Origin of the sequence: Bacillus sp. EKM420B (assembly GCF_011065565.1) — a bacterium.
GTDB lineage: Bacteria > Bacillota > Bacilli > Bacillales > Bacillaceae > Bacillus > Bacillus velezensis.
Map to the genome: position 1 here is coordinate 828612 of NZ_JAAMNX010000001.1, position 21346 is coordinate 849957.

18 protein-coding genes are annotated in these 21346 nt (G+C 45.8%); 17 read left to right on the plus strand and 1 reads right to left on the minus strand.

What is annotated here, in order from left to right:
• Positions 1-16: 16 nt before the first annotated feature.
• The 9 genes from G9F48_RS04140 (at position 17) to mutL (ending at position 11266) form a co-directional block, all read left to right on the plus strand.
• A complete protein-coding gene (locus G9F48_RS04140) occupies positions 17-811 on the plus strand; it encodes a TIGR00282 family metallophosphoesterase (RefSeq protein WP_003154137.1) in 795 nt (264 codons plus the stop codon).
• A 199-nt stretch (positions 812-1010) separates the two neighbouring features.
• Positions 1011-1271 carry a stage V sporulation protein SpoVS gene (gene spoVS, locus G9F48_RS04145; RefSeq protein WP_003154135.1) on the plus strand — a complete coding sequence of 87 codons (261 nt, stop codon included), beginning with the start codon at positions 1011-1013 and terminating at the stop codon, positions 1269-1271.
• Between the two features lie 257 nt (positions 1272-1528).
• A complete protein-coding gene (tdh, locus tag G9F48_RS04150) occupies positions 1529-2575 on the plus strand; it encodes an L-threonine 3-dehydrogenase (RefSeq protein WP_070081843.1) in 1047 nt (348 codons plus the stop codon).
• Between the two features lie 12 nt (positions 2576-2587).
• Positions 2588-3766: a glycine C-acetyltransferase gene (locus G9F48_RS04155; RefSeq protein WP_165409133.1), complete on the plus strand. Its 1179-nt coding sequence runs from the start codon at positions 2588-2590 to the stop codon at positions 3764-3766.
• 142 nt (positions 3767-3908) lie between these two features.
• The gene (gene miaB / locus G9F48_RS04160) at positions 3909-5438 is read left to right on the plus strand and encodes a tRNA (N6-isopentenyl adenosine(37)-C2)-methylthiotransferase MiaB (RefSeq protein ID WP_003154116.1); all 1530 of its coding nucleotides are present in this window, start codon (positions 3909-3911) and stop codon (positions 5436-5438) included.
• A 2-nt stretch (positions 5439-5440) separates the two neighbouring features.
• Positions 5441-5872 carry a RicAFT regulatory complex protein RicA family protein gene (locus G9F48_RS04165; RefSeq protein ID WP_003154113.1) on the plus strand — a complete coding sequence of 144 codons (432 nt, stop codon included), beginning with the start codon at positions 5441-5443 and terminating at the stop codon, positions 5870-5872.
• A gap of 253 nt (positions 5873-6125) precedes the next feature.
• Positions 6126-6671 carry an outer spore coat protein CotE gene (gene cotE, locus G9F48_RS04170; RefSeq protein ID WP_003154111.1) on the plus strand — a complete coding sequence of 182 codons (546 nt, stop codon included), beginning with the start codon at positions 6126-6128 and terminating at the stop codon, positions 6669-6671.
• A gap of 116 nt (positions 6672-6787) precedes the next feature.
• Positions 6788-9373 (plus strand): DNA mismatch repair protein MutS, encoded by a 2586-nt coding sequence (gene mutS / locus G9F48_RS04175; protein WP_094246926.1) that lies wholly within the window; start codon positions 6788-6790, stop codon positions 9371-9373.
• A 15-nt stretch (positions 9374-9388) separates the two neighbouring features.
• A complete protein-coding gene (mutL, locus tag G9F48_RS04180) occupies positions 9389-11266 on the plus strand; it encodes a DNA mismatch repair endonuclease MutL (protein WP_165409059.1) in 1878 nt (625 codons plus the stop codon).
• A gap of 397 nt (positions 11267-11663) precedes the next feature.
• On the opposite strand, the gene G9F48_RS04185 is transcribed toward mutL, so the two are convergent.
• Entirely contained in the window at positions 11664-11873 is a 210-nt protein-coding gene (locus G9F48_RS04185; protein WP_165409060.1) for a hypothetical protein, read from the minus strand.
• A gap of 1076 nt (positions 11874-12949) precedes the next feature.
• Between G9F48_RS04185 and G9F48_RS04190 the strand changes: the two genes are divergently transcribed.
• The 8 genes from G9F48_RS04190 (at position 12950) to G9F48_RS04225 (ending at position 21321) form a co-directional block, all read left to right on the plus strand.
• Positions 12950-13627 carry an MBL fold metallo-hydrolase gene (locus G9F48_RS04190; protein ID WP_003154103.1) on the plus strand — a complete coding sequence of 226 codons (678 nt, stop codon included), beginning with the start codon at positions 12950-12952 and terminating at the stop codon, positions 13625-13627.
• Between the two features lie 314 nt (positions 13628-13941).
• A complete protein-coding gene (gene fabD / locus G9F48_RS04195) occupies positions 13942-14811 on the plus strand; it encodes an ACP S-malonyltransferase (protein WP_165409061.1) in 870 nt (289 codons plus the stop codon).
• Between the two features lie 136 nt (positions 14812-14947).
• The gene (locus G9F48_RS04200) at positions 14948-15922 is read left to right on the plus strand and encodes an acyltransferase domain-containing protein (protein ID WP_165409062.1); all 975 of its coding nucleotides are present in this window, start codon (positions 14948-14950) and stop codon (positions 15920-15922) included.
• A gap of 1 nt (position 15923) precedes the next feature.
• Positions 15924-18164 carry an ACP S-malonyltransferase gene (fabD, locus tag G9F48_RS04205; RefSeq protein ID WP_165409063.1) on the plus strand — a complete coding sequence of 747 codons (2241 nt, stop codon included), beginning with the start codon at positions 15924-15926 and terminating at the stop codon, positions 18162-18164.
• Positions 18165-18229: 65 nt separating this feature from the next.
• Positions 18230-18478 carry an acyl carrier protein gene (locus G9F48_RS04210; protein WP_017417810.1) on the plus strand — a complete coding sequence of 83 codons (249 nt, stop codon included), beginning with the start codon at positions 18230-18232 and terminating at the stop codon, positions 18476-18478.
• Between the two features lie 51 nt (positions 18479-18529).
• Positions 18530-19792: a hydroxymethylglutaryl-CoA synthase family protein gene (locus G9F48_RS04215; protein WP_032857383.1), complete on the plus strand. Its 1263-nt coding sequence runs from the start codon at positions 18530-18532 to the stop codon at positions 19790-19792.
• Positions 19789-20562 (plus strand): enoyl-CoA hydratase/isomerase, encoded by a 774-nt coding sequence (locus G9F48_RS04220; RefSeq protein WP_060674185.1) that lies wholly within the window; start codon positions 19789-19791, stop codon positions 20560-20562. The genes G9F48_RS04215 and G9F48_RS04220 overlap by 4 nt, the downstream gene beginning before the upstream one ends.
• A gap of 9 nt (positions 20563-20571) precedes the next feature.
• Positions 20572-21321: a polyketide synthase gene (locus G9F48_RS04225; protein WP_003154094.1), complete on the plus strand. Its 750-nt coding sequence runs from the start codon at positions 20572-20574 to the stop codon at positions 21319-21321.
• Positions 21322-21346 lie beyond the last annotated feature (25 nt).

Here is a 21346-nt window from a genome sequence, read left to right on the forward strand (position 1 = left end):
GGAAGGAATGGAATGTATGAGAATTTTATTTATCGGAGATGTTGTCGGTTCCCCGGGCCGCGACATGGTAAAAGAATATGTCCCGAAACTGAAAGCGAAACATAAACCGCATTTTACAATTATTAACGGAGAAAATGCAGCGCACGGAAAAGGACTGACGGAAAAGATCTACCACAGCCTGATGGAAGCGGGAGCAGATGCCATTACAATGGGAAACCATACGTGGGATAAAAGAGAGATCTTCGACTTTATTGATGATGTGCCGCATCTTGTCCGGCCGGCGAATTTCCCGGAAGGTACGCCGGGCAAAGGCATTACCTATATTAAATCGAACGGAAAAGAGCTTGCCGTCATTAATTTACAGGGGCGGACGTTTCTTCCGCCGCTTGATGATCCGTTTGCTAAAGCGGATGAATTAATAGAAGAAGCGAAAAAGCGCACGCCGTACATTTTTATTGATTTTCACGCCGAAGCGACAAGCGAAAAAATTGCGATCGGCTGGTACACAGACGGAAGAGCCTCTGCCGTGGTAGGCACCCATACACACGTGCAAACGGCAGATAACCGCATTTTGCCGAAAGGAACGGCATATATTACTGATGTAGGCATGACGGGTCCGTACGACGGAATTCTCGGTATGGACAGAGAAACGGTCATCAAGCGGTTTAAAACCAATCTTCCCGTCCGGTTTACGGTGGCGGAAGGTAAAACTACGCTGAGCGGAGTGCTCATTGACATCGACGATCAAACGAAAAAGGCCGTAAATATCGAACGGATATTAATCAATGATGACCATATGTTCTTTGAATAGGTGATCATGTGTTTATTTTATAAAAATATTAAAAGGAAAAGCAGGAATATAGCAACTTCTTAGTGAATATAGTAGAAATGGAAGGTAGCCCGCTATTTTTGAAAAGCATTGTGGGGATGGCTTTTTGGATAGCAACATCTAATAATGATTGTTCTAATGAACACTCACTTATCCATTGTAAAACTAAGGGGGAGCAGAAATGGAAATCTTAAAAGTTTCAGCAAAATCAAGTCCAAATTCAGTAGCAGGAGCGCTTGCCGGCGTATTGAGGGAACGCGGAGCCGCCGAAATTCAAGCAATTGGGGCGGGTGCCTTAAACCAGGCTGTTAAAGCGGTTGCGATTGCCAGAGGCTTTGTCGCGCCAAGCGGCGTAGATTTGATTTGTATTCCGGCTTTTACAGATATACAGATTGACGGAGAAGAAAGAACGGCGATTAAGTTAATCGTCGAACCCCGTTAAAAACAAAAACATGACATTCTCAACCTGCTTGCGTAAGGCGAGCAGGTTGTTTTTATTGCTGTCATATTTTCTCACAATATTATATTAATAGTACGAAGAGATGATAAATGGCTTTATTCATATAATATTCAAAAAAAATCCCGCCCATTTTTCCGGACGGAAGCAGTTGTTTTCTTGGAGTGGACACTGGTATTTACCTCCTTTTTAACTCATGTTACAATCCAGTTATTACAGTGTTTTTTCGAGGAGGAGTGTACATGTTGGGAGGAAAGATGAAAGCTATCGTCAAAAATGAAAACGCTTTCGGAGCAATACTGAAAGAAATTCCCATACCTTCCATTAATGAGAATGAAGTTCTCATTAAAGTACAGGCCGCATCTATATGCGGTACAGATGTGCATATTTATAATTGGGATCAATGGGCGCAGAAACGAATCAAAACACCTCAAGTATTCGGACATGAATTCAGCGGTATCGTAGCGGAAACGGGCAAGCACGTCACAAATGTCAAAATAGGTGACTACGTTTCGGCTGAAACCCACTTCGTCTGCGGTACTTGTGTCCCGTGTTTAACAGGAAAACATCATGTGTGCACCCATACAAAGATCCTCGGCGTAGATACAGCCGGCTCCTTCGCTGAATATGTCAAAGTGCCGGCCCGAAATGTTTGGAAAAACCCCGCTGATATGGACCCCGCCGTCGCCTCTGTTCAAGAGCCGCTTGGCAACGCGGTGCATACGGTGCTGGAAAGCAGCCGGCTTGCGGGCGGTTCCGCTGCAATTATCGGCTGCGGACCGATCGGGCTGATGGCGGTGGCGGTGGCTAGAGCGGCCGGTGCATCCCTTATTGCGGCCATTGATAAAAATGATTACAGGCTGGCTCTTGCGAAGAAATTGGGAGCTGCGATCACCATTTCAGCTGACGAGGAAGATCCGCTTGAGGTGATCGACACCTTAACAGGCGGAGAAGGGATCGACCTTGTCTGCGAAATGTCAGGCCACCCGGCAGCCATAACACAAGGATTAAAGATGGCGGCCAACGGGGGAAGGTTCCACATGCTGAGTCTGCCGGAACGTCCGGTGACGGTTGACCTGACAAATGACGTGGTGTTTAAAGGACTTACCGTCCAAGGCATCACAGGCAGAAAAATGTTTGAAACATGGCGGCAGGTATCGCACCTGCTTGAATCCGGCCTTGTTGATCTGACGCCGGTGATCACGCATCAGTTTCCGCTTGAAGACTTTGAAAAAGGGTTTGACCTGATGAGAAAGGGACAGTGCGGCAAAGTCATTTTGATTCCATAAGGGGAGGGTTCTATAATGAAAGAATTTGAATTTCTAAAAGCAGAGCTTGATAAAATGAAAGAAAATAAAACGTGGCAGCAAATGAAACAAATTGAAACGAAGCAGGGTCCGTCGGTGGAAGTCAAAGGGGAAAACGTGATACAGCTTTCATCGAACAATTATCTCGGTTTGACGTCGCATCCGAGACTTGTCGAAGCGGCCAAACGCGCCGCGGAAGAATTCGGAGCGGGTACGGGGTCCGTCCGTACTATCGCCGGAACATTCACAATGCACAATGAGCTGGAGAAAAAATTGGCAAACTTTAAAAAAACAGAAGCGGCACTTGTTTTTCAATCGGGGTTCACAACGAATCAGGGCGTCTTATCAAGCATTCTTACAAAAGAGGATATCGTGATCTCTGACGAACTGAACCATGCTTCCATCATTGACGGGATCAGGCTGACGAAAGCAGATAAAAAGGTGTACCGCCATGTTGATATGGACGATTTGGAAAGGGTGCTGAAAAAGTCAATGAATTACCGCATGCGCCTGATCGTCACCGACGGCGTATTCTCAATGGACGGCAACATCGCTCCTTTGCCTGACATCGTCAAACTTGCAGAGGCGTACGATGCCTTTGTGATGGTCGACGACGCGCATGCTTCCGGCGTACTCGGAAAAAACGGAAGGGGAACGGTTAATCACTTCGGGCTTGACGGAAGAGTCCACATACAAGTGGGCACATTAAGCAAAGCCATCGGAGTGCTTGGCGGTTACGCCGCAGGGTCGCAGGTTCTGATCGATTACCTGCGCCATAAAGGGCGCCCTTTCTTATTCAGCACTTCTCATCCGCCTGCGGTAACGGCCGCATGCATAGAAGCCATTGACGTCCTGCTGGAAGAGCCGGAGCATATGGAAAAGCTATGGGAGAACACGGCGTATTTCAAAGACAAACTGGTTCAAATGGGGCTGACCCTCACAAAAAGCGAAACACCGATCGTGCCGATATTAATAGGGGAGGAAGAAAAAGCCCAGGCATTATCAGACCTTTTATTGACCCGCGGCGTGTTTGCACAAAGCATCGTGTATCCGACGGTCGCCCAAGGAAAAGCGAGAATCCGCACCATTATTACGGCGGAGCATACAAAAGAGGAGCTTGACCAGGCCCTGGAAGTAATCCGTTCAGCCGCAAAAGAGCTTCAGCTTGTGTAAGGGGGAAATGATTCCCTCTTTTTTATTTCTTATTGATTCTTATTCTCAATAAGGTGTACAATGATAGGCTGGCGGTTGTGCCAAACGCTTTTAACCAGTATACTTGAGGGTGGAAGTTTCGGTTGAAAGGAGACATTCGAACATGAATGAAAAGCAAAAGCAGGAAAGCGGACAAGTGAATCCGGCGGACAAAAAATCCGAAAAGGATTACAGCAAGTATTTTGAAGCCGTATATATTCCGCCTTCTTTAAAAGATGCGAAAAAACGGGGCAAAGAATCCGTTCAATATCATAACGATTTTAAAATCTCTGAAGAATTTAAAGGCCTCGGTGAAGGCAGGAAATTTTATATCCGCACGTACGGATGCCAAATGAACGAGCATGATACGGAAGTCATGGCGGGTATTTTTATGGCGCTCGGTTATGAAGCGACAAATTCGGTTGATGACGCGAACGTTATTTTATTAAACACTTGCGCCATCCGGGAAAACGCTGAAAACAAAGTGTTCGGAGAGCTCGGCCATTTAAAGGCGCTTAAAAAAAACAACCCGGACTTGATTCTCGGCGTCTGCGGCTGCATGTCACAGGAAGAATCAGTCGTAAACCGCATCCTTAAGAAGCACCCGTTTGTCGATATGATTTTCGGCACACACAACATTCACCGTCTGCCGGAACTGTTATCAGAGGCATATTTATCAAAAGAGATGGTCATTGAAGTGTGGTCGAAGGAAGGGGATGTCATTGAGAACCTTCCGAAAGTCCGCAACGGAAAAATTAAAGGCTGGGTCAACATTATGTACGGCTGTGACAAGTTCTGCACATACTGCATCGTACCGTATACCCGCGGAAAAGAACGAAGCCGCCGTCCTGAGGAAATCATCCAGGAAGTCAGAAGACTTGCAAGCGAAGGCTATAAAGAAATCACGCTGCTCGGTCAAAACGTGAATGCGTACGGAAAAGATTTTGAGGATATGACGTACGGTCTCGGTGATTTAATGGACGAACTGCGTAAAATTGATATTCCGAGAATCCGGTTCACGACGAGTCATCCGCGTGACTTTGATGATCATCTGATCGAAGTGCTCGCCAAAGGCGGCAACCTTTTAGACCATATCCATCTTCCGGTTCAATCAGGAAGCTCAGCGATGTTAAAAATGATGGCCCGTAAATATGACCGAGAACGCTATCTGGAGCTTGTCGGAAAAATTAAAGCGGCGATGCCGAACGCTTCACTGACGACCGATATTATTGTCGGTTTTCCGAATGAAACGGATGAACAATTTGAAGAAACGCTTTCGTTATATCGCGAAGTGGAATTTGACAGCGCATATACGTTTATTTACTCTCCTCGTGAAGGCACGCCGGCGGCGAAGATGAAAGACAATGTTCCGATGAGGGTCAAGAAAGAACGTCTTCAGCGCCTCAATGATTTGGTGAAAGAAATTTCAGCCAAAAAAATGAAGGAATATGAAGGCAGGACTGTCGAAGTATTAGTTGAGGGAGAAAGCAAAAATAACCCTGACATTCTTGCCGGCTATACGGAAAAAAGCAAGCTCGTCAACTTCAAAGGGCCGAAAGACGCCATCGGCAAGATTGTACGCGTCAAAATCGAACAGGCGAAAACATGGTCGCTTGACGGTGTGATGGCAGGAGAAGCAATCGAGGTGAAATAATAATGACGCTTTACTCAAAGAAAGACATTGTACAGCAGGCTAGGAACCTTGCGAAAATGATTTCTGAAACAGAAGAAGTTGATTTTTTCAAACGCGCCGAGGCGCAGATTAACGAAAATGAAAAAGTCTCTGCGATTATTAATCAGATTAAAACCCTGCAAAAGCAAGCCGTTAACCTGAAGCACTACGAAAAGCTTGAAGCGCTGAAACAAGTGGAAAGTAAAATTGACGCCCTGCAGGAAGAGCTTGAAGGGATTCCGATCATTCAGGAATTCAGAGATTCCCAGATTGAGGTCAATGACCTTCTTCAGCTTGTCGCTCATACGATCTCAAATCAGGTGACAAACGAAATCATTACATCTACCGGAGGCAACCTGCTGACGGGAGAAACCGGTTCAAAAGTAAAACATTCGAATAACAGCTGTTCTATTTAAACACGGGGCCTTCATCGGCCCGTGTTTTTTTGCTGTTTGAGAACTAATTGAAATATGTACTAAATTTTCATTATCTCAACGTTTTGTCCTATTTTTACTGGAAAGTTTTATCATACTTAAAAGTAAAGTTTCTGGGCAGGGCTGCATACAATGAAACAGAAACTTTGTATTTTTATATTTTTATTATAAAAATGCACATGAGACAAATGCCCAGCATAAGATAACACGAAGAAGAACAAGGAGGCCTGCCGGAATGTCTGAATACAGGGAAATTATTACGAAAGCGGTAGTTGCGAAAGGAAGAAAATTCACCCAATGCACCAACACGATCTCGCCTGGAGAAAAACCGTCAAGTATATTGGGCGGCTGGATTATCAACCACAAGTACGATGCCGAAAAGATCGGGAAGACTGTAGAAATTGAAGGGTATTATGATATAAACGTCTGGTACTCTTACGCCGATAATACAAAAACGGAAGTTGTAACCGAGAGAGTAAAGTATGTCGATGTGATTAAACTCAGATACAGAGACACAAATTACTTAGATGACGAACACGAAGTCATTGCCAAAGTGCTGCAGCAGCCGAATTGTCTTGAAGTCACCATTTCTCCTAACGGAAATAAAATCGTGGTTCAGGCAGAGAGAGAATTTTTAGCAGAAGTGGTCGGTGAAACGAAAGTCGTCGTCGAAGTCAATCCTGACTGGGAAGAAGACGATGATGATGATTGGGAAGACGATCTTGATGAAGAATTAGAGGACATTAACCCTGAATTTTTAGTCGGAGATCCTGAAGAATAAGTTGAGGCTAGGGGAGTTTAACACCCCAAGTCTCTTTTTTATATATAAAGATATCACTCTTGTTTATGTTATAATGGGATTCGGATAAGAGAAGATACATAGTGAGGGATTAAATGATGGCTAGTTACACGCCTATGATACAGCAATACTTGAAGATAAAGGCAGAGCACCAAGATGCCTTTTTATTTTTTCGGCTTGGTGACTTTTATGAAATGTTTTTTGAAGATGCAAAAAAAGCGTCGCAAGAGCTTGAAATTACACTGACAAGCAGAGACGGAGGTTCGGCTGATAAAATTCCGATGTGCGGCGTGCCGTATCATTCCGCGGCGGCTTATATTGAACAGCTGATTAAAAAGGGCTATAAAGTGGCGATCTGTGAGCAGACGGAAGATCCGAAGGCGGCTAAAGGCGTTGTAAAAAGAGAAGTCGTCCAGCTGATCACCCCGGGAACCGTGATGGATGGAAAAGGCATCCATGAGTCGGAAAACAACTTTATCGCTTCCGTTTCCGAATTTCGTAACGGATACGGTCTCGCTTTATCGGACTTAACGACCGGAGAAAACCTGGCCGTATTTATTGAGCGGATTGAAGATGTCATGTCAGAAATTTACTCAGTCGGCGCAAAGGAAATTGTCGTATCAAGCAAGTTTAACGAACATACAGCTGCTCAGCTGAAAGAACGGTGCAGCGCAACGATTTCGATCGAAGACGGGGAAATAACAGAACGCATTGAAATCGCAAAGCACTTGCCGGGCGAAGAGCTGACAGAGACGTTTATGCGTTTATATACGTATTTGCAGAAAACGCAAAAACGGAGCCTGGATCATCTGCAGCCGGTTCAAGTATATGAATTGGAAGAAGCGATGAAAATTGACCTGTATTCAAAACGGAATCTTGAGCTGACGGAAACGATCCGTTCGAAAAGCAAAAAAGGGTCATTGCTTTGGCTTTTAGACGAGACGAAAACAGCGATGGGCGGCCGGCTTCTCAAACAATGGATTGACCGTCCGCTGATCAGGGCATCCCAAATCGAAGAACGCCAGGAAATGGTCGAGACGCTGATCAATCATCTGTTTGAGCGTGAAGATCTGCGCGAGCGCCTGAAGGAAGTATACGATTTAGAACGTCTGGCGGGCCGGGTCGCATTCGGAAACGTCAACGCAAGGGATTTAATCCAGCTGAAAGAATCTTTAAAACAAGTGCCGAGCATTAAAGAGCTTGTAGGGTCTCTTAACCATAAAAAAGCAAAAGAACGCGCCGGCTTGATTGATCCGTGCGGAGATTTGCTTGACCTGTTAGAAGAAGCCCTTCATGAAAACCCGCCGTTATCGTTAAAAGAAGGCAACTTAATTAAAGACGGCTATCATCAGAAGCTCGATGAGTACCGTGACGCCAGCAAAAACGGTAAAGACTGGATTGCCAGACTGGAGCAGCAGGAACGCGCTTATACGGGCATCCGTTCATTAAAGGTCGGTTTCAATAAAGTGTTCGGCTATTATATTGAAGTCACAAAAGCAAACCTTCATCTGCTTGAGGACGGGCGGTATGAGCGGAAGCAGACCCTCACAAACGCCGAACGGTACATTACGCCGGAATTGAAGGAAAAAGAAGCGCTTATTTTAGAAGCGGAAAACAACATCTGCGAGCTGGAATATGAGCTTTTTGCCGGACTGCGTGAAAAGGTGAAACAATTTATTCCGCGTCTGCAGCGTCTTGCCAAACAAATGAGTGAGCTGGATGCGCTGCAATGCTTTGCTACGATCAGTGAAAACAGGCATTACACAAAGCCCGTCTTTTCTGATAATGAAGTAAAAGTCATTGAAGGGAGACACCCCGTCGTTGAAAAGGTGATGGACAGTCAAGAATACGTGCCGAACAACTGCCTGATGGGCGATTCGCGGGAAATGCTCCTGATTACGGGTCCGAATATGTCAGGTAAAAGCACGTACATGAGACAGATCGCACTTCTATCGATCATGGCTCAGATCGGCTGTTTTGTGCCCGCAAAAGAAGCGGTTCTGCCGATTTTTGATCAAATCTTCACGAGAATCGGGGCGGCGGATGATTTGATTTCCGGACAAAGCACCTTTATGGTGGAAATGCTGGAAGCGAAAAACGCGATTGTGAACGCCACAAAAGACAGCCTGATCCTGTTTGATGAAATCGGCCGCGGGACATCAACGTACGACGGAATGGCGCTGGCACAGGCGATTATTGAATATGTTCATGATCATATCGGCGCTAAAACACTGTTCAGCACGCATTACCATGAGCTGACGGTGCTAGAAGATAAGCTTCCTCAGCTGAAAAACGTTCATGTGCGCGCAGAGGAATATAACGGAACGGTCGTGTTTCTCCATCAAATCAAAGAAGGAGCCGCAGATAAAAGTTACGGCATTCATGTCGCCCAGCTTGCGGAGCTCCCGGACGATCTGATCAGCCGCGCGCAGGAGATTTTGAAACAGCTTGAGCAGACGGGAGATAAACCGGAGCTTCCGGCGGCACCTGAGAAAAAGCCCGCCGTCAAAGAAGAACCGGCACAGCTGTCCTTTTTTGCTGACGGTGAAAAAGAACAGAAGACACCGGCTGTTTCTAATAAAGAAAAACAAGTGCTTGAAGCTTTTAAGTCAATCAATATTCTCGATATGACGCCGCTTGAGGCGATGAATGAAATGTACAAGCTGCAAAAAAAATTAAAATAGAAAGAGGTGACGGACTTGGCAAAAGTCATCCAGCTGTCAGATGAACTCTCAAATAAAATAGCGGCCGGCGAGGTGGTCGAACGGCCTGCCTCAGTCGTTAAAGAATTGGTGGAAAACGCCATTGACGCAAACAGCACAGTCATTGAAATCGACATAGAGGAAGCGGGGCTTTCGTCGATTCGGGTGCTCGATAACGGCGAAGGGATGGAAACCGATGATTGCAAGCGGGCTTTCCGCCGCCACGCGACCAGCAAAATCAAAGATGAAAACGACCTGTTCCGGGTGAGAACACTCGGTTTCCGCGGAGAAGCTTTGCCAAGTATCGCGTCTGTTTCTCATCTGGAAATCAAAACGAGCATCGGTGAGGGAGCTGGAACCCATCTCATTCTTCAGGGCGGGAATATCATTTCTGAACAGAAATCCTCCAGCAGAAAAGGAACGGAGATTATCGTTACCAACCTGTTTTTCAATACACCCGCCAGATTGAAATATATGAAAACCGTGCATACGGAGCTCGGCAATATTACGGATGTCGTCAACCGGATTGCTCTTGCGCATCCGGAAGTATCCATCCGTCTCCGCCATCAGGGGAAAAATCTGCTGCAGACAAACGGTAACGGGGACGTGCGCCATGTGCTGGCCGCAATTTACGGGACGGCGGTTGCGAAAAAAATGATACCGCTCCATGTCAGCTCGCTTGATTTTGAAGTCAAGGGCTACATTGCGCTTCCGGAAATCACGCGTGCATCCAGAAACTACATGTCATCTGTCATTAACGGAAGATACATTAAGAATTTCCCGCTTGTAAAAGCGGTGCATGAGGGCTATCACACACTTCTGCCGATCGGCCGCCATCCGATTACGTTTATCGAAATTACGATGGACCCGATTTTGGTCGATGTCAATGTCCATCCGTCGAAGCTTGAAGTCCGCCTCAGCAAAGAGACGGAGCTGCATGAGCTGATCCGTGACGGGATAAAGGAAGTGTTTCAAAAGCAGCGGCTTATTCCGAGCGCCCAGCTACCGAAAAAATCAGCGCCGGCACCGGCCAAAAACGAACAGCAATTTATGACATTCGAGGAAAGCGCGCCTGAGCGGAAACTTCCTGAAAAAACGCCTGAGCCGTCTTACTCACCGATGAAGCTGAGTTCGGTCGTAAAAGAGCCTGAGCCGGTCATAGAAGAAGAGTCCCTGACGGATGAAGCAGGTCACGGAGTGCCGCCGGAGCTCGGCATGCCGGTAACGGAAGCGCCTGTTTCCGATATTCCGGAGCCTGAAGTGGAGGCTGACTCCGAAGAAATACGGGAAGAAAGAGTTCCGGTGATGTATCCGATCGGCCAAATGCACGGGACATATATTTTAGCCCAAAACGAAAACGGCTTGTATATCATTGACCAGCATGCGGCGCAAGAACGGATTAAATACGAATATTTCCGGGAGAAAGTCGGGCAGGTCGAGCCTGAAGTACAGGATATGCTCGTGCCGCTCACCTTTCATTATGCGGCAAATGAAGCGCTGATCATTGACCAGCATCAGCATGAGCTTGAAAGCGTCGGAGTATTTTTAGAAGCATTCGGCACGAACAGCTACATCGTCCGCTGCCATCCGGCCTGGTTTCCAAAAGGGGAAGAAGCTGAACTGATTGAAGAAATCATTCAGCAGGTGCTTGACGCCAAACAGATCGATATTAAAAAACTGCGGGAGGAAGCGGCCATTATGATGAGCTGCAAAGGCTCAATCAAAGCGAACCGCCATTTGAGAAACGACGAAATCAAAGCGCTCTTGGACGATCTGCGCCGAACGACAGACCCGTTCACATGCCCGCACGGCCGGCCGATCATTATCCATCACAGTACGTATGAGATGGAGAAAATGTTTAAGCGTGTGATGTAATAACAACGTTTATGTGAGACTAAACCGTTATTTACCCACAAGCAGCCTTACTAGTTTGAATGACCCAGCCTTTCAGAGATAACTTTTGAGTTTTTTAATTTCTGGCATAGTGTTGCATGGTATACCGTAAATCATGAAGATAATTTGTTTAACATCCAGCTGTTTTTCTGTCATATAAAAATTGTTTATGGGTAGTAATTGGGGTTGGCGATGTAGTATCCTGTGTTTGGTGGAACCGTCTATATCGTCAATTGACTGCATTAGTAGTGAAATAATGGAGAAAACGATTCCTGAAAAATCTCATGCTATTTGTGAAGAATTTAAATAAAATTGGAATTTGGCGGGTTATACTATCCGCAAGTTAGTCAAGGGGGGCTAGTAATTAGCCCCCTTATATTTAGTTCTTCCTGTGGTTTTTTCTATTTTTGATTAAACTGAAAACCACTAAGAGAACTACACCGACAGCAACAATATAAAATGAAATTTCCGCTGCGGCGGTGTTAATATTCTTAAGGACAAGGATAAGCCCTATTAAAATTATAGGAATGATGTAAGTTAGAATTCTTATAGCTTTTGGGCTCGGTTCAGCATTACTTTTATCTTCCATAGTTACCTCCGATCTTAAACACTTTAGAAAATAATCACTTTAAAGCTTAACACAGGATAAATTTGTTAAACACCAACAATAGCCCCGTTTAAAGGAAAAGCATAAGAGTTTTAGTAATCCACAAAGTTGCTGCCGGGTTGCCAGTTACTTTTAGAGCATCCGCATAGCACGCATCTTCAACTGCACCAGTAAAATTGCCAATGATATTATGAATTATTTCAAAACTACCGATTCCACCCATAGCAGCTTTAACTTTAGTAGGTATTGCGTCCCAAGCTGCTCTCAGTGCTTTTATAGCTCAGGACAAATCACCTTGAACAGTAAACTCCGACCATATCACATAGTCTATTTGTCTAAATCTTAATATTTACTTTTTACACTTAATGATTTTATGTTAGTTTTGTTTTTGCACAGTAAAAAGATAACTTTATTTAGCCCTAACAAAAACATCTGAGCTCCTTGTCAATAATCACATATAAATCGTCTTCAACTGACGTCTTTTTTCATGCGCGACGCTTTTGTGAATTGTTGCAGCTAGACTGGTTTTTGAACGGTTTTCTCGCAAAAGAAAAGAGTGTAAATTACGCCGTACTTTTCTCAGTTCAATTATGTTAATGTCAACATAACGTTGAATTCGGTGTAAGGAGCTAAGGTATTCTGATATATTTTGAGGAAGCCGTATGGGTTTAGGTTATCTTGAAGAAAAGGATTGAAATAAGAATCTAGATTGAATGTCATTTAAAGACTGAGTATCCTCTCAGGCTACTTCGAGACAATTCTTTTCAAAATAAAAACTCGATTTGTTTTTCTTTCTTTTTATCCGAAAATTATATCATCCTTCATTTTCTGAATAAAATTCCCTAAAGAATTCATCTGAATTAATATTCTGATTTCCTTATATATCAGCATAGCAATTTGTAAAAAAGGCCCGGACTGGTGCTTTTGGCGGGAGCAGAAAGTTTTTTAAACTTTACCGGAAAATCCATGGAAAAACGTGGTGCCATCTGGTAAAGTGGTTACAGTCGGCTGGGCGGCGGCAGCAGTCTGCCCGGATCTTTTAAATGGGAATGGTGACAATGGATCATACATATGAAGTGCATCAAATCAAAACTTATCACCAGATGTGGTCCAACTATTGTTATATTATCGCAGACCGCTCAAAAAAATCTGCGATAGCGGTGGACCCGTCCTGGGAAATCGATAAAATAACCGATAAACTGCATGAATTGGATGTTGATTTATCAGCTATTTTATTAACACATTCGCATTATGACCATGTAAACTTGGCGGAGCCGCTTCAGCAAATCTATCATTCTGATATATACATGTCGTCGGCGGAAATCGATTTCTATCAATTCCGGTGCAGAAACTTAATAGCGCTTGAAGACGGCCAAACCTTTGCGGCCGGCGGGTTTATCATCAGAAGTATACTGACCCCGGGACATACGGCCGGAGGAATGTGCTATTTACTATCTGATCACCTTTTTACCGGTGACACCGTGTTTACAGAAGGGTGCGGTATATGTGAGGACAGGGGCAGCTCAGCTGAAGATATGTTTCACAGTATACAGAGGATCAAAGCCTCTATTCCGCCGCATGTGCGTGTGTATCCGGGGCACTCATTCGGGGAGAAGCCGGGTCAAAAAATGGAGAGTCTTTTGAAAAACAATATTTACTTTCAGATTGAAAAAAAAGAACATTTTGTGAATTTCCGCAACAGAAAAAATCAAAAAGGGCTGTTTCATTTTAAGTAGCGTATAATTTGGTTCTATATAACTAGTTTTTCTTTTGGGGCACGGAACTTCTGAAATGAAATGATAGTTATTGCTCGCTTTTTGGTGATGAATGGCTGAGTAACGGTAGTTTGCGGATAAAAGCGCCGGGCAGGCCGAATGGGACATTCTGCTTACGTCTGTTCCAAAAGCCCTGAGTCCGCCTTCTGGCAGGGAAAAATAGGCATTATTCAGGAGTTCGCATAGGATAAATTAACTTGACATGGTATTTTTGTGAAGTTACTATCAACTTGAACATGCTTCTTAACTGAATCCGAGAAAGGATGGCTGAGAAAATGATCACATACTTATTCCCCGGACAAGGTTCTCAAAAGCAGGGAATGGGGAGCTCATTGTTTGATGAATTTAAAGACTTAACGGAGCAGGCTGATGAAACACTCGGATATTCCATGAAACGGCTTTGTCTTGAGAATCCGTATTCCAACCTTCACAAGACGCAGTTCACCCAGCCTGCTTTATATGTTGTAAACGCGTTAAGCTATTTGAAAAAAACCCAAGACAATGGCATAAAGCCGGATTATGTGGCCGGCCACAGTTTGGGAGAATATAATGCGCTGTTTGCAGCAGGTGCTTTTGATTTTATTACCGGCCTTCAGCTTGTCCGTAAAAGAGGCGAATTAATGAGTATGGCCACTGACGGAAAAATGGCCGCCATTATGGGGTTAACTGCAGCTCAAGTGTCAGACGCCCTTCAAACGAACGTATTACATACGATTGATATTGCCAATATGAATTCTCCTCACCAAGTTGTCATATCCGGACGCAAAGAAGACATTGAAAGAGCCAAAAGCGTATTCGAAGGATTAAAAGACGTTACGATGTTTCATCCGTTAAACGTCAGCGGCGCTTTTCACTCGAGATATATGAGCGAAGCAAAACAAGAGTTCGAAAAATTTTTACAGTCATTTCATTTTTCTGCTATATCAATTCCTGTCATTTCTAATGTGCATGCCAGACCTTATGAGCAAGACGGAATCCACTCCGTTCTGGCCGATCAGATCGACCACTCAGTGCGATGGAACGACAGCATCCGCTATCTGCTGGACAGAGGGCGGATGGAATTTGAAGAAGTCGGCCCGGGCCATGTGCTGACAGGACTTATTCACCGCATCAAAAAAGAAACTGAAGCTTCACCCGCCATGTAGCGGAACGCAAGTCAAAATTCTTATCTCACATAATAGTGCCAGCCATACAACATCACGACCACTTCACCTGCACACAACATCAAGAAAAACTTACAAATCAATATTTTAAAAAAATAAAGAGCAAAAAGGAGAACAAATGAACCAGCCAATTGTTTTCATGTTTTCTGGACAGGGTTCCCAATACTATCAAATGGGGAAAGAGCTGTTTGCACATAACGCCGCTTTTCGGCAGAAAATGCTTGACTTGGACGATTTTGCAGTCAGCCGTTTCGGTTACTCTGTCCTGAAAGAGGTTTATCATACAGGCAATCGTCTGTCTGATCCATTTGACCGCCTTCTTTTCAGCCATCCTGCCATTTTTATGGCTGAGTACGCACTTGCATATGCTTTGGAGCAAAGAGGCATACGTCCCGATTATGTGATCGGAGCAAGCCTTGGAGAGTATGCAGCGGCCGCTGTGTCGGGTGTGCTGAGCGCTGAGGATGCTTTAGATTGCGTGCTGGAACAGGCCCGAATCATTACGGAAACTTGCCGTAATGGCAGCATGCTTGCGATACTGGGTGATCCGGCTTTATATCAAGATGATCCGCTGCTCGGCGAACATAGTGAATTGGCATCTGTAAACTATCATTCTCACTTTGTCATCTCGGGAGAGTGGGAACATATCAACAAGATCATGGACGATCTGAGAGAAAAGCAGATTCCTCATCAGCTATTGCCGGTATCTTACGGGTTTCACTCAGCGCTGGTTGATCAGGCGGAACAGCCGTACAAGCGCTTTTTAGCTCAGAAATCAATCCGGACTCCGTCTATACCGTACATCTCCAGTGCGACCGGAGAGGCTGAGACCGATATACAAGCGGATTTTTTCTGGGATATCGTAAGAAAGCCGATTCGATTCCGTGAAGCGCTTCAATTCGCAGACAGCCGCCAAAAAGGATTGTATATCGATGCCGGGCCTTCCGGAACGTTGGCCGCATTTGCCAAACAGATTCTTCCCGCAGGATCGGCTGAACGCATCCGTGCCATTATGACGCCGTTTCATAAAGAACAAACCCATTTGCAGCAAATAGAAGACAGCATTTTATCACCGCCCGGAAGGAGACTGTAAGATGATCAGCTTTGTTTTTCCAGGCCAAGGCTCGCAAAAAATAGGGATGGGAGAGGACCTGTTCGGCCGCTATCCTGAATTAACCGCAAAGGCCGATCACATTCTCGGATATTCCATTCAGGAGCTGTGCCGGGACGGAGAACGTCTCAATCAGACTCAATTCACTCAGCCGGCGCTCTATGTCGTCAATGCCCTCAGTTATTTGAAAAAAACAGAAGAAACCGGCTTGAAACCGGATTTTACCGCCGGACACAGTTTAGGCGAATATAACGCGTTATACGCCTCGGGCGCGTTTGATTTTGAAGAAGGCCTACAGCTGGTCAAAAAAAGGGGCGAACTGATGAGCCGCGCCAAAGGAGGCGGCATGGCAGCGGTGATCGGCCTGATTCATGAGCAGGTGACGGACGTTTTAAAAGAGTATCACTTGCATACGATTGATATCGCCAACATGAACACACCGCAGCAAATTGTCATTTCCGGATATAAAGAAGATATTGAAAAAGCCGCATCCGTTTTTGAAGCCGTAAACGGCGTAAAAATGGTTCACCGCTTAAATGTCAGCGGCGCCTTTCATTCCAGATATATGATGGAAGCGAAGGAGGAATTTTCACGGTTTATTGAAACTTTCCATTTTAAGCCGCTGTCCATCCCGGTCATTTCAAATGTGACGGCAAGACCATATGAGCAGACCGAGCTGAAAGAGACACTCACCGGACAAATAACGGAATCGGTGAACTGGACAGACAGCATCCGTTTCTTAATGGGAAGAAAGAACATGAGTTTTGAGGAAATCGGTCCCGGAAAAGTGCTGACAGGGCTGATTCAAAGAATTACGGCTGAAGCGGAGCCGATAACAGATGAAATCAAAGTCCCGGCTGAGGCTGGAAAAAGCTCAATTACGGCGGCGTCTTTAGGAAATGAAGAGTTTAAGCGCGATTATCAATTGAAATACGCCTACTTGGCCGGCGGCATGTACCGCGGAATTTCTTCGAAGGAAATGGTCGTCAAACTGGCCGAAAAAGGAATGATGGGCTTTTTCGGAACGGGCGGTTTGAACATCGCGCACGTTGAGGACGCCATTTTGTCAATTCAGCATGAGCTTCGTGACGGCGGTTCCTTTGGCATAAATATTGTACATAACATGAAGCATACAGATTCAGAAGAAAAAATGATTGATCTTTTACTGAAGCATGGGATTCAGAACTTGGAAGCATCAGCATTTTTAACGGTTACTCCCGCTTTAGTAAGGTTTCGCGCTAAGGGGTTAAAACGCGGTGCCGGCGGACAAATAATAGCGCGTCAGCGGATTATCGCCAAGCTGTCCCGTCCGGAAGTAGCGGAAGCGTTTCTCAGCCCGGCGCCTGATCACATTCTGCAGAAACTTGCAGCCGAAAACAAAATTACCGCTGAAGAAGCAAGTCTGATGAGAGAAATACCCGTTGCGCATGACATCTGCGTAGAGGCTGATTCAGGCGGCCACACTGACGGCGGAGTTGCTTACAGTCTCATGCCGGCGATCATCCGTTTACGAGATGACATGATGAAAAAATACCGATACGGCAAAACCGTCCGCATCGGAGCCGCAGGGGGAATCGGAACGCCTGAGGCTGCCATGGCCGCATTTATGCTCGGCGCTGATTTTATTGTGACCGGATCCATTAACCAATGCACCGTTGAAGCAGCGACGAGCGGCCTTGTAAAGGATCTCCTGCAGCAGATGAATGTACAGGACACGGCCTACGCGCCGGCCGGCGATATGTTTGAATCAGGCAGCAAGGTGCAGGTATTAAAGAAAGGGCTGTTCTTTCCGACCCGGGCCTCTAAGCTGCATGAACTGTATCAGCGTCACCGCTCAATTGAAGAAATTGATGAAAAGACACTCAGACAAATAGAAGAGAAGTATTTTAAGGCAAGTGTAAGCAGTATTTATGACAAAGTGAAGGCTCATTATTCGAATGAAGACATTTCAAAAGCCGAACGGAATCCGAAACAGAAAATGGCGCTCATATTCAAATGGTATTTCAGGCAAAGCTCTGCTTCGGCGATTAAAGGAGACCCGGATGCCAAGGTAGACTTCCAGATTCATTGCGGGCCGGCATTAGGCGCCTTTAATCAATGGGTGAAAGGTACGGAGCTGGAGTCCTGGAAAAACCGCCATGCCGATGGTATCGGCCTTCGTCTTATGGAAGAGACGGCCTCGCTTTTGAATCAGAAGTTAGGTTCATTTCTGCAAACGTGTTGACAAGACGAAATGATAGATTGAAAACATGGAATATTCATAAAAGATGAAACAGGGAGGAACTGACAATGAGCGAAGAAAGAATCTTTGAATTGCTGCAGAACACAATCTACGAGGTTTTGCCTGATTTAGAAGGCGAACAGCTTTCACAGGAAGACCGGTTAGTTGATCTGGGGGCGGACTCAGTGGACCGCGCCGAAATTATCACGATGATGCTTGAAGAATTATCACTGCAGATCCCGCGTGTTGAGCTGACGGGAGTGTCAAACATCGGCGAATTGGCGGCAAAGCTTTATGAAAAGGTACAGGCTGTCTGATAAAACGGTGAAAAAATCGGAAACTCAAAATTCATATTGGAGGCGAAGTTCATGGCGGCTGCCGGAATAGAAGCGATAAATGTGTTTGGCGGGACGGCATACCTTGATGTCATGCAGCTGGCGGAGTACAGAAACTTAGACCCTGCCAGATTTGAGAATTTACTGATGAAAGAAAAAGCGGTGGCGCTTCCGTACGAAGACCCCGTCACATTCGGCGTTAACGCGGCAAAGCCGATTATCGACCGATTGACAGAGGCTGAAAAAGACAGAATCGAGCTGCTGATTACCTGCTCGGAGTCCGGCATTGACTTCGGAAAATCACTCAGTACATATATTCATGATTACTTAGGTCTCAACCGGAACTGCCGTTTATTTGAACTGAAGCAGGCCTGTTATTCAGGAACGGCGGGTTTGCAGATGGCGCTTAACTTTATTTTGTCGCAGACATCCCCCGGAGCGAAGGCGCTTGTCGTCGCGACGGATATTTCCCGGTTTTTAATTGCCGAAGGCGGCGATGCGTTAAGCGAGGATTGGTCTTACGCCGAACCGAGCGCCGGAGCGGGTGCCGTCGCCTTATTGATCGGTGAAAACCCAATCGTATTTCAGGCGGATGCGGGCGCTAACGGCTATTACGGCTATGAAGTGATGGATACATGCCGTCCGATCCCGGACAGTGAAGCCGGTGACGCCGACTTGTCATTGATGTCTTATCTCGATTGCTGTGAACAGACATTTCGCGAGTACAAAAACCGTGTGCCGGGCGCTGACTATAAAGAGACGTTTCACTATCTTGCCTTCCATACACCGTTTGGCGGCATGGTCAAAGGAGCTCACCGGACGATGATGCGTAAGCTTGCAAAAGCGAAAAACGCTGAGATCGAACAGGATTTTCAAACCAGGGTAGAGCCGGGGCTCCGCTACTGCCAAAGAGTCGGAAACATTATGGGGGCAGCCTCTTTACTGGCTCTTGCAAGCACGATTGACCAAGGGGCATTCGACACTTCTAAGCGGATCGGCTGTTTCTCGTACGGCTCCGGATGCTGTTCAGAATTTTACAGCGGCGTTGTGACGCCTGAAGGACAAACGCGGCAGCATTCTTTCAAAATAGAAGAGCATCTGAACAACAGATACAGGCTGTCCATGGAAGAGTATGAAGAACTGTTTAAAGGCAGCGGTCTGGTGAAGTTCGGAACCCGGAATGTCAAATTGGATATGAATATGATTCCGAACATTTTAGACCATCATGCCGGGAGCCCTCGTTTATATTTGGAAGAAATCACGGAATTTCATCGGAAATACAGGTGGATCCCGTGACCTATGAGACGATCAACGTCCGTTTTCAGCAAAATGTCTGCTTCATCACCTTTGATCGGCCTGAAGCCAACAATACGATTAATGAGCGTTTAGTGGAGGAATGCCTGCACGTTCTTTCTGAATGTGAGGACTCCGTGACCTCCGTAGTGCTTGAAGGGCAGCCGGAGGTATTTTGTTTCGGGGCGGATTTTGATGAGATGTACCGAAAAATGAGGCAGGGAATGCAGCATGCGGAATCGCAGGAGCCGCTTTACCGTTTGTGGCTGGCATTAAAATCCGGGCCGTACATCACAATCGCCCGCGTCCGCGGAAAAGTAAATGCGGGAGGTGTCGGTTTTGCCGCCGCGTGCGATATCGTCATTGCAGAGGAGAGTGCTTCGTTCAGTTTATCTGAACTGTTATTCGGACTTTATCCAGCCTGCGTTCTGCCGTTTTTAATTCAAAGAATCGGATTTCAAAAGGCGCATTATATGACGATTATGACAAAGCCCGTGCCGGCGCGCCAGGCGCTTGAATGGGGACTTTGTGACGTATGCGTCCCGGACTCAGCAACAGAGCTGAGAAAGCATTTGCTGCGCCTTCGCCCGCTGTCGAAAAAAGCAGTCATCCGCTATAAAAAATACATGGATTCCTTAAACGACCTTGTTCATCGTTCGAAATCCATTGCTCTAGCCGAAAATCAAGCGATGTTTTCAGATCCGGATAACCAATCAGCCATTTTCCGTTATGCAGAAACGGGGCGGCTTCCTTGGGAAACGGAGAACAGTTAGGAGGATATCATGCCGAACGCCGCAGTTGAACTGCTCGAAATTGAACCGGATATTATCCAAGTGACAATGCAGGATAAAGCCCATAAAAACGCCTTCTCCAAAGAACTGACGGATGGATTGATGGAAGCATTCACCCGTATAAAAAAATCGTCAGTCTATAAAGCTGTGATTTTAACAGGATACGGCCATTACTTTGCTTCCGGAGGCACACAGGAAGGTCTGCTCAGGATTCAGCAGGGCATCACAAAGTTTACGGAAGACCGCATGTACTCTTTGGCGCTGGAATGTGATATCCCCGTCATTTCCGCCATGCAGGGCCACGGAATCGGAGGCGGGTTTGTCATGGGGCTTTTCAGTGATTTTGTCATTTTAAGCAAAGAAAGCGTGTATACCGCAAACTTTATGAAATACGGTTTCACCCCCGGAATGGGGGCTACTTTTATCGTTCCGGAGAAGCTTGGGGCAAGCCTCGGCCATGAAATGCTGTTAAACGGCGGCCACTACCGCGGCGGTGATCTGGAGAAAAGAGGGGTGCCATTTCCGGTGCTTCCGCGGCAGGAAGTATTAGACTATGCGCAGGAATTGGCCCGTGAGCTTGCGGAAAAACCGAGAAACTCTTTAATTACATTGAAAAGGCACTTGGTGACGCCGTTTCGCGAGCAGCTTCCGGCTGTCATTGAGAAGGAGTTAATCATGCACGATGAGACGTTTCATGATGATGAAGTGAAAAAACGAATCACGACGATGTACGGAGTATAAGACATACATCTTACATACAGATGAA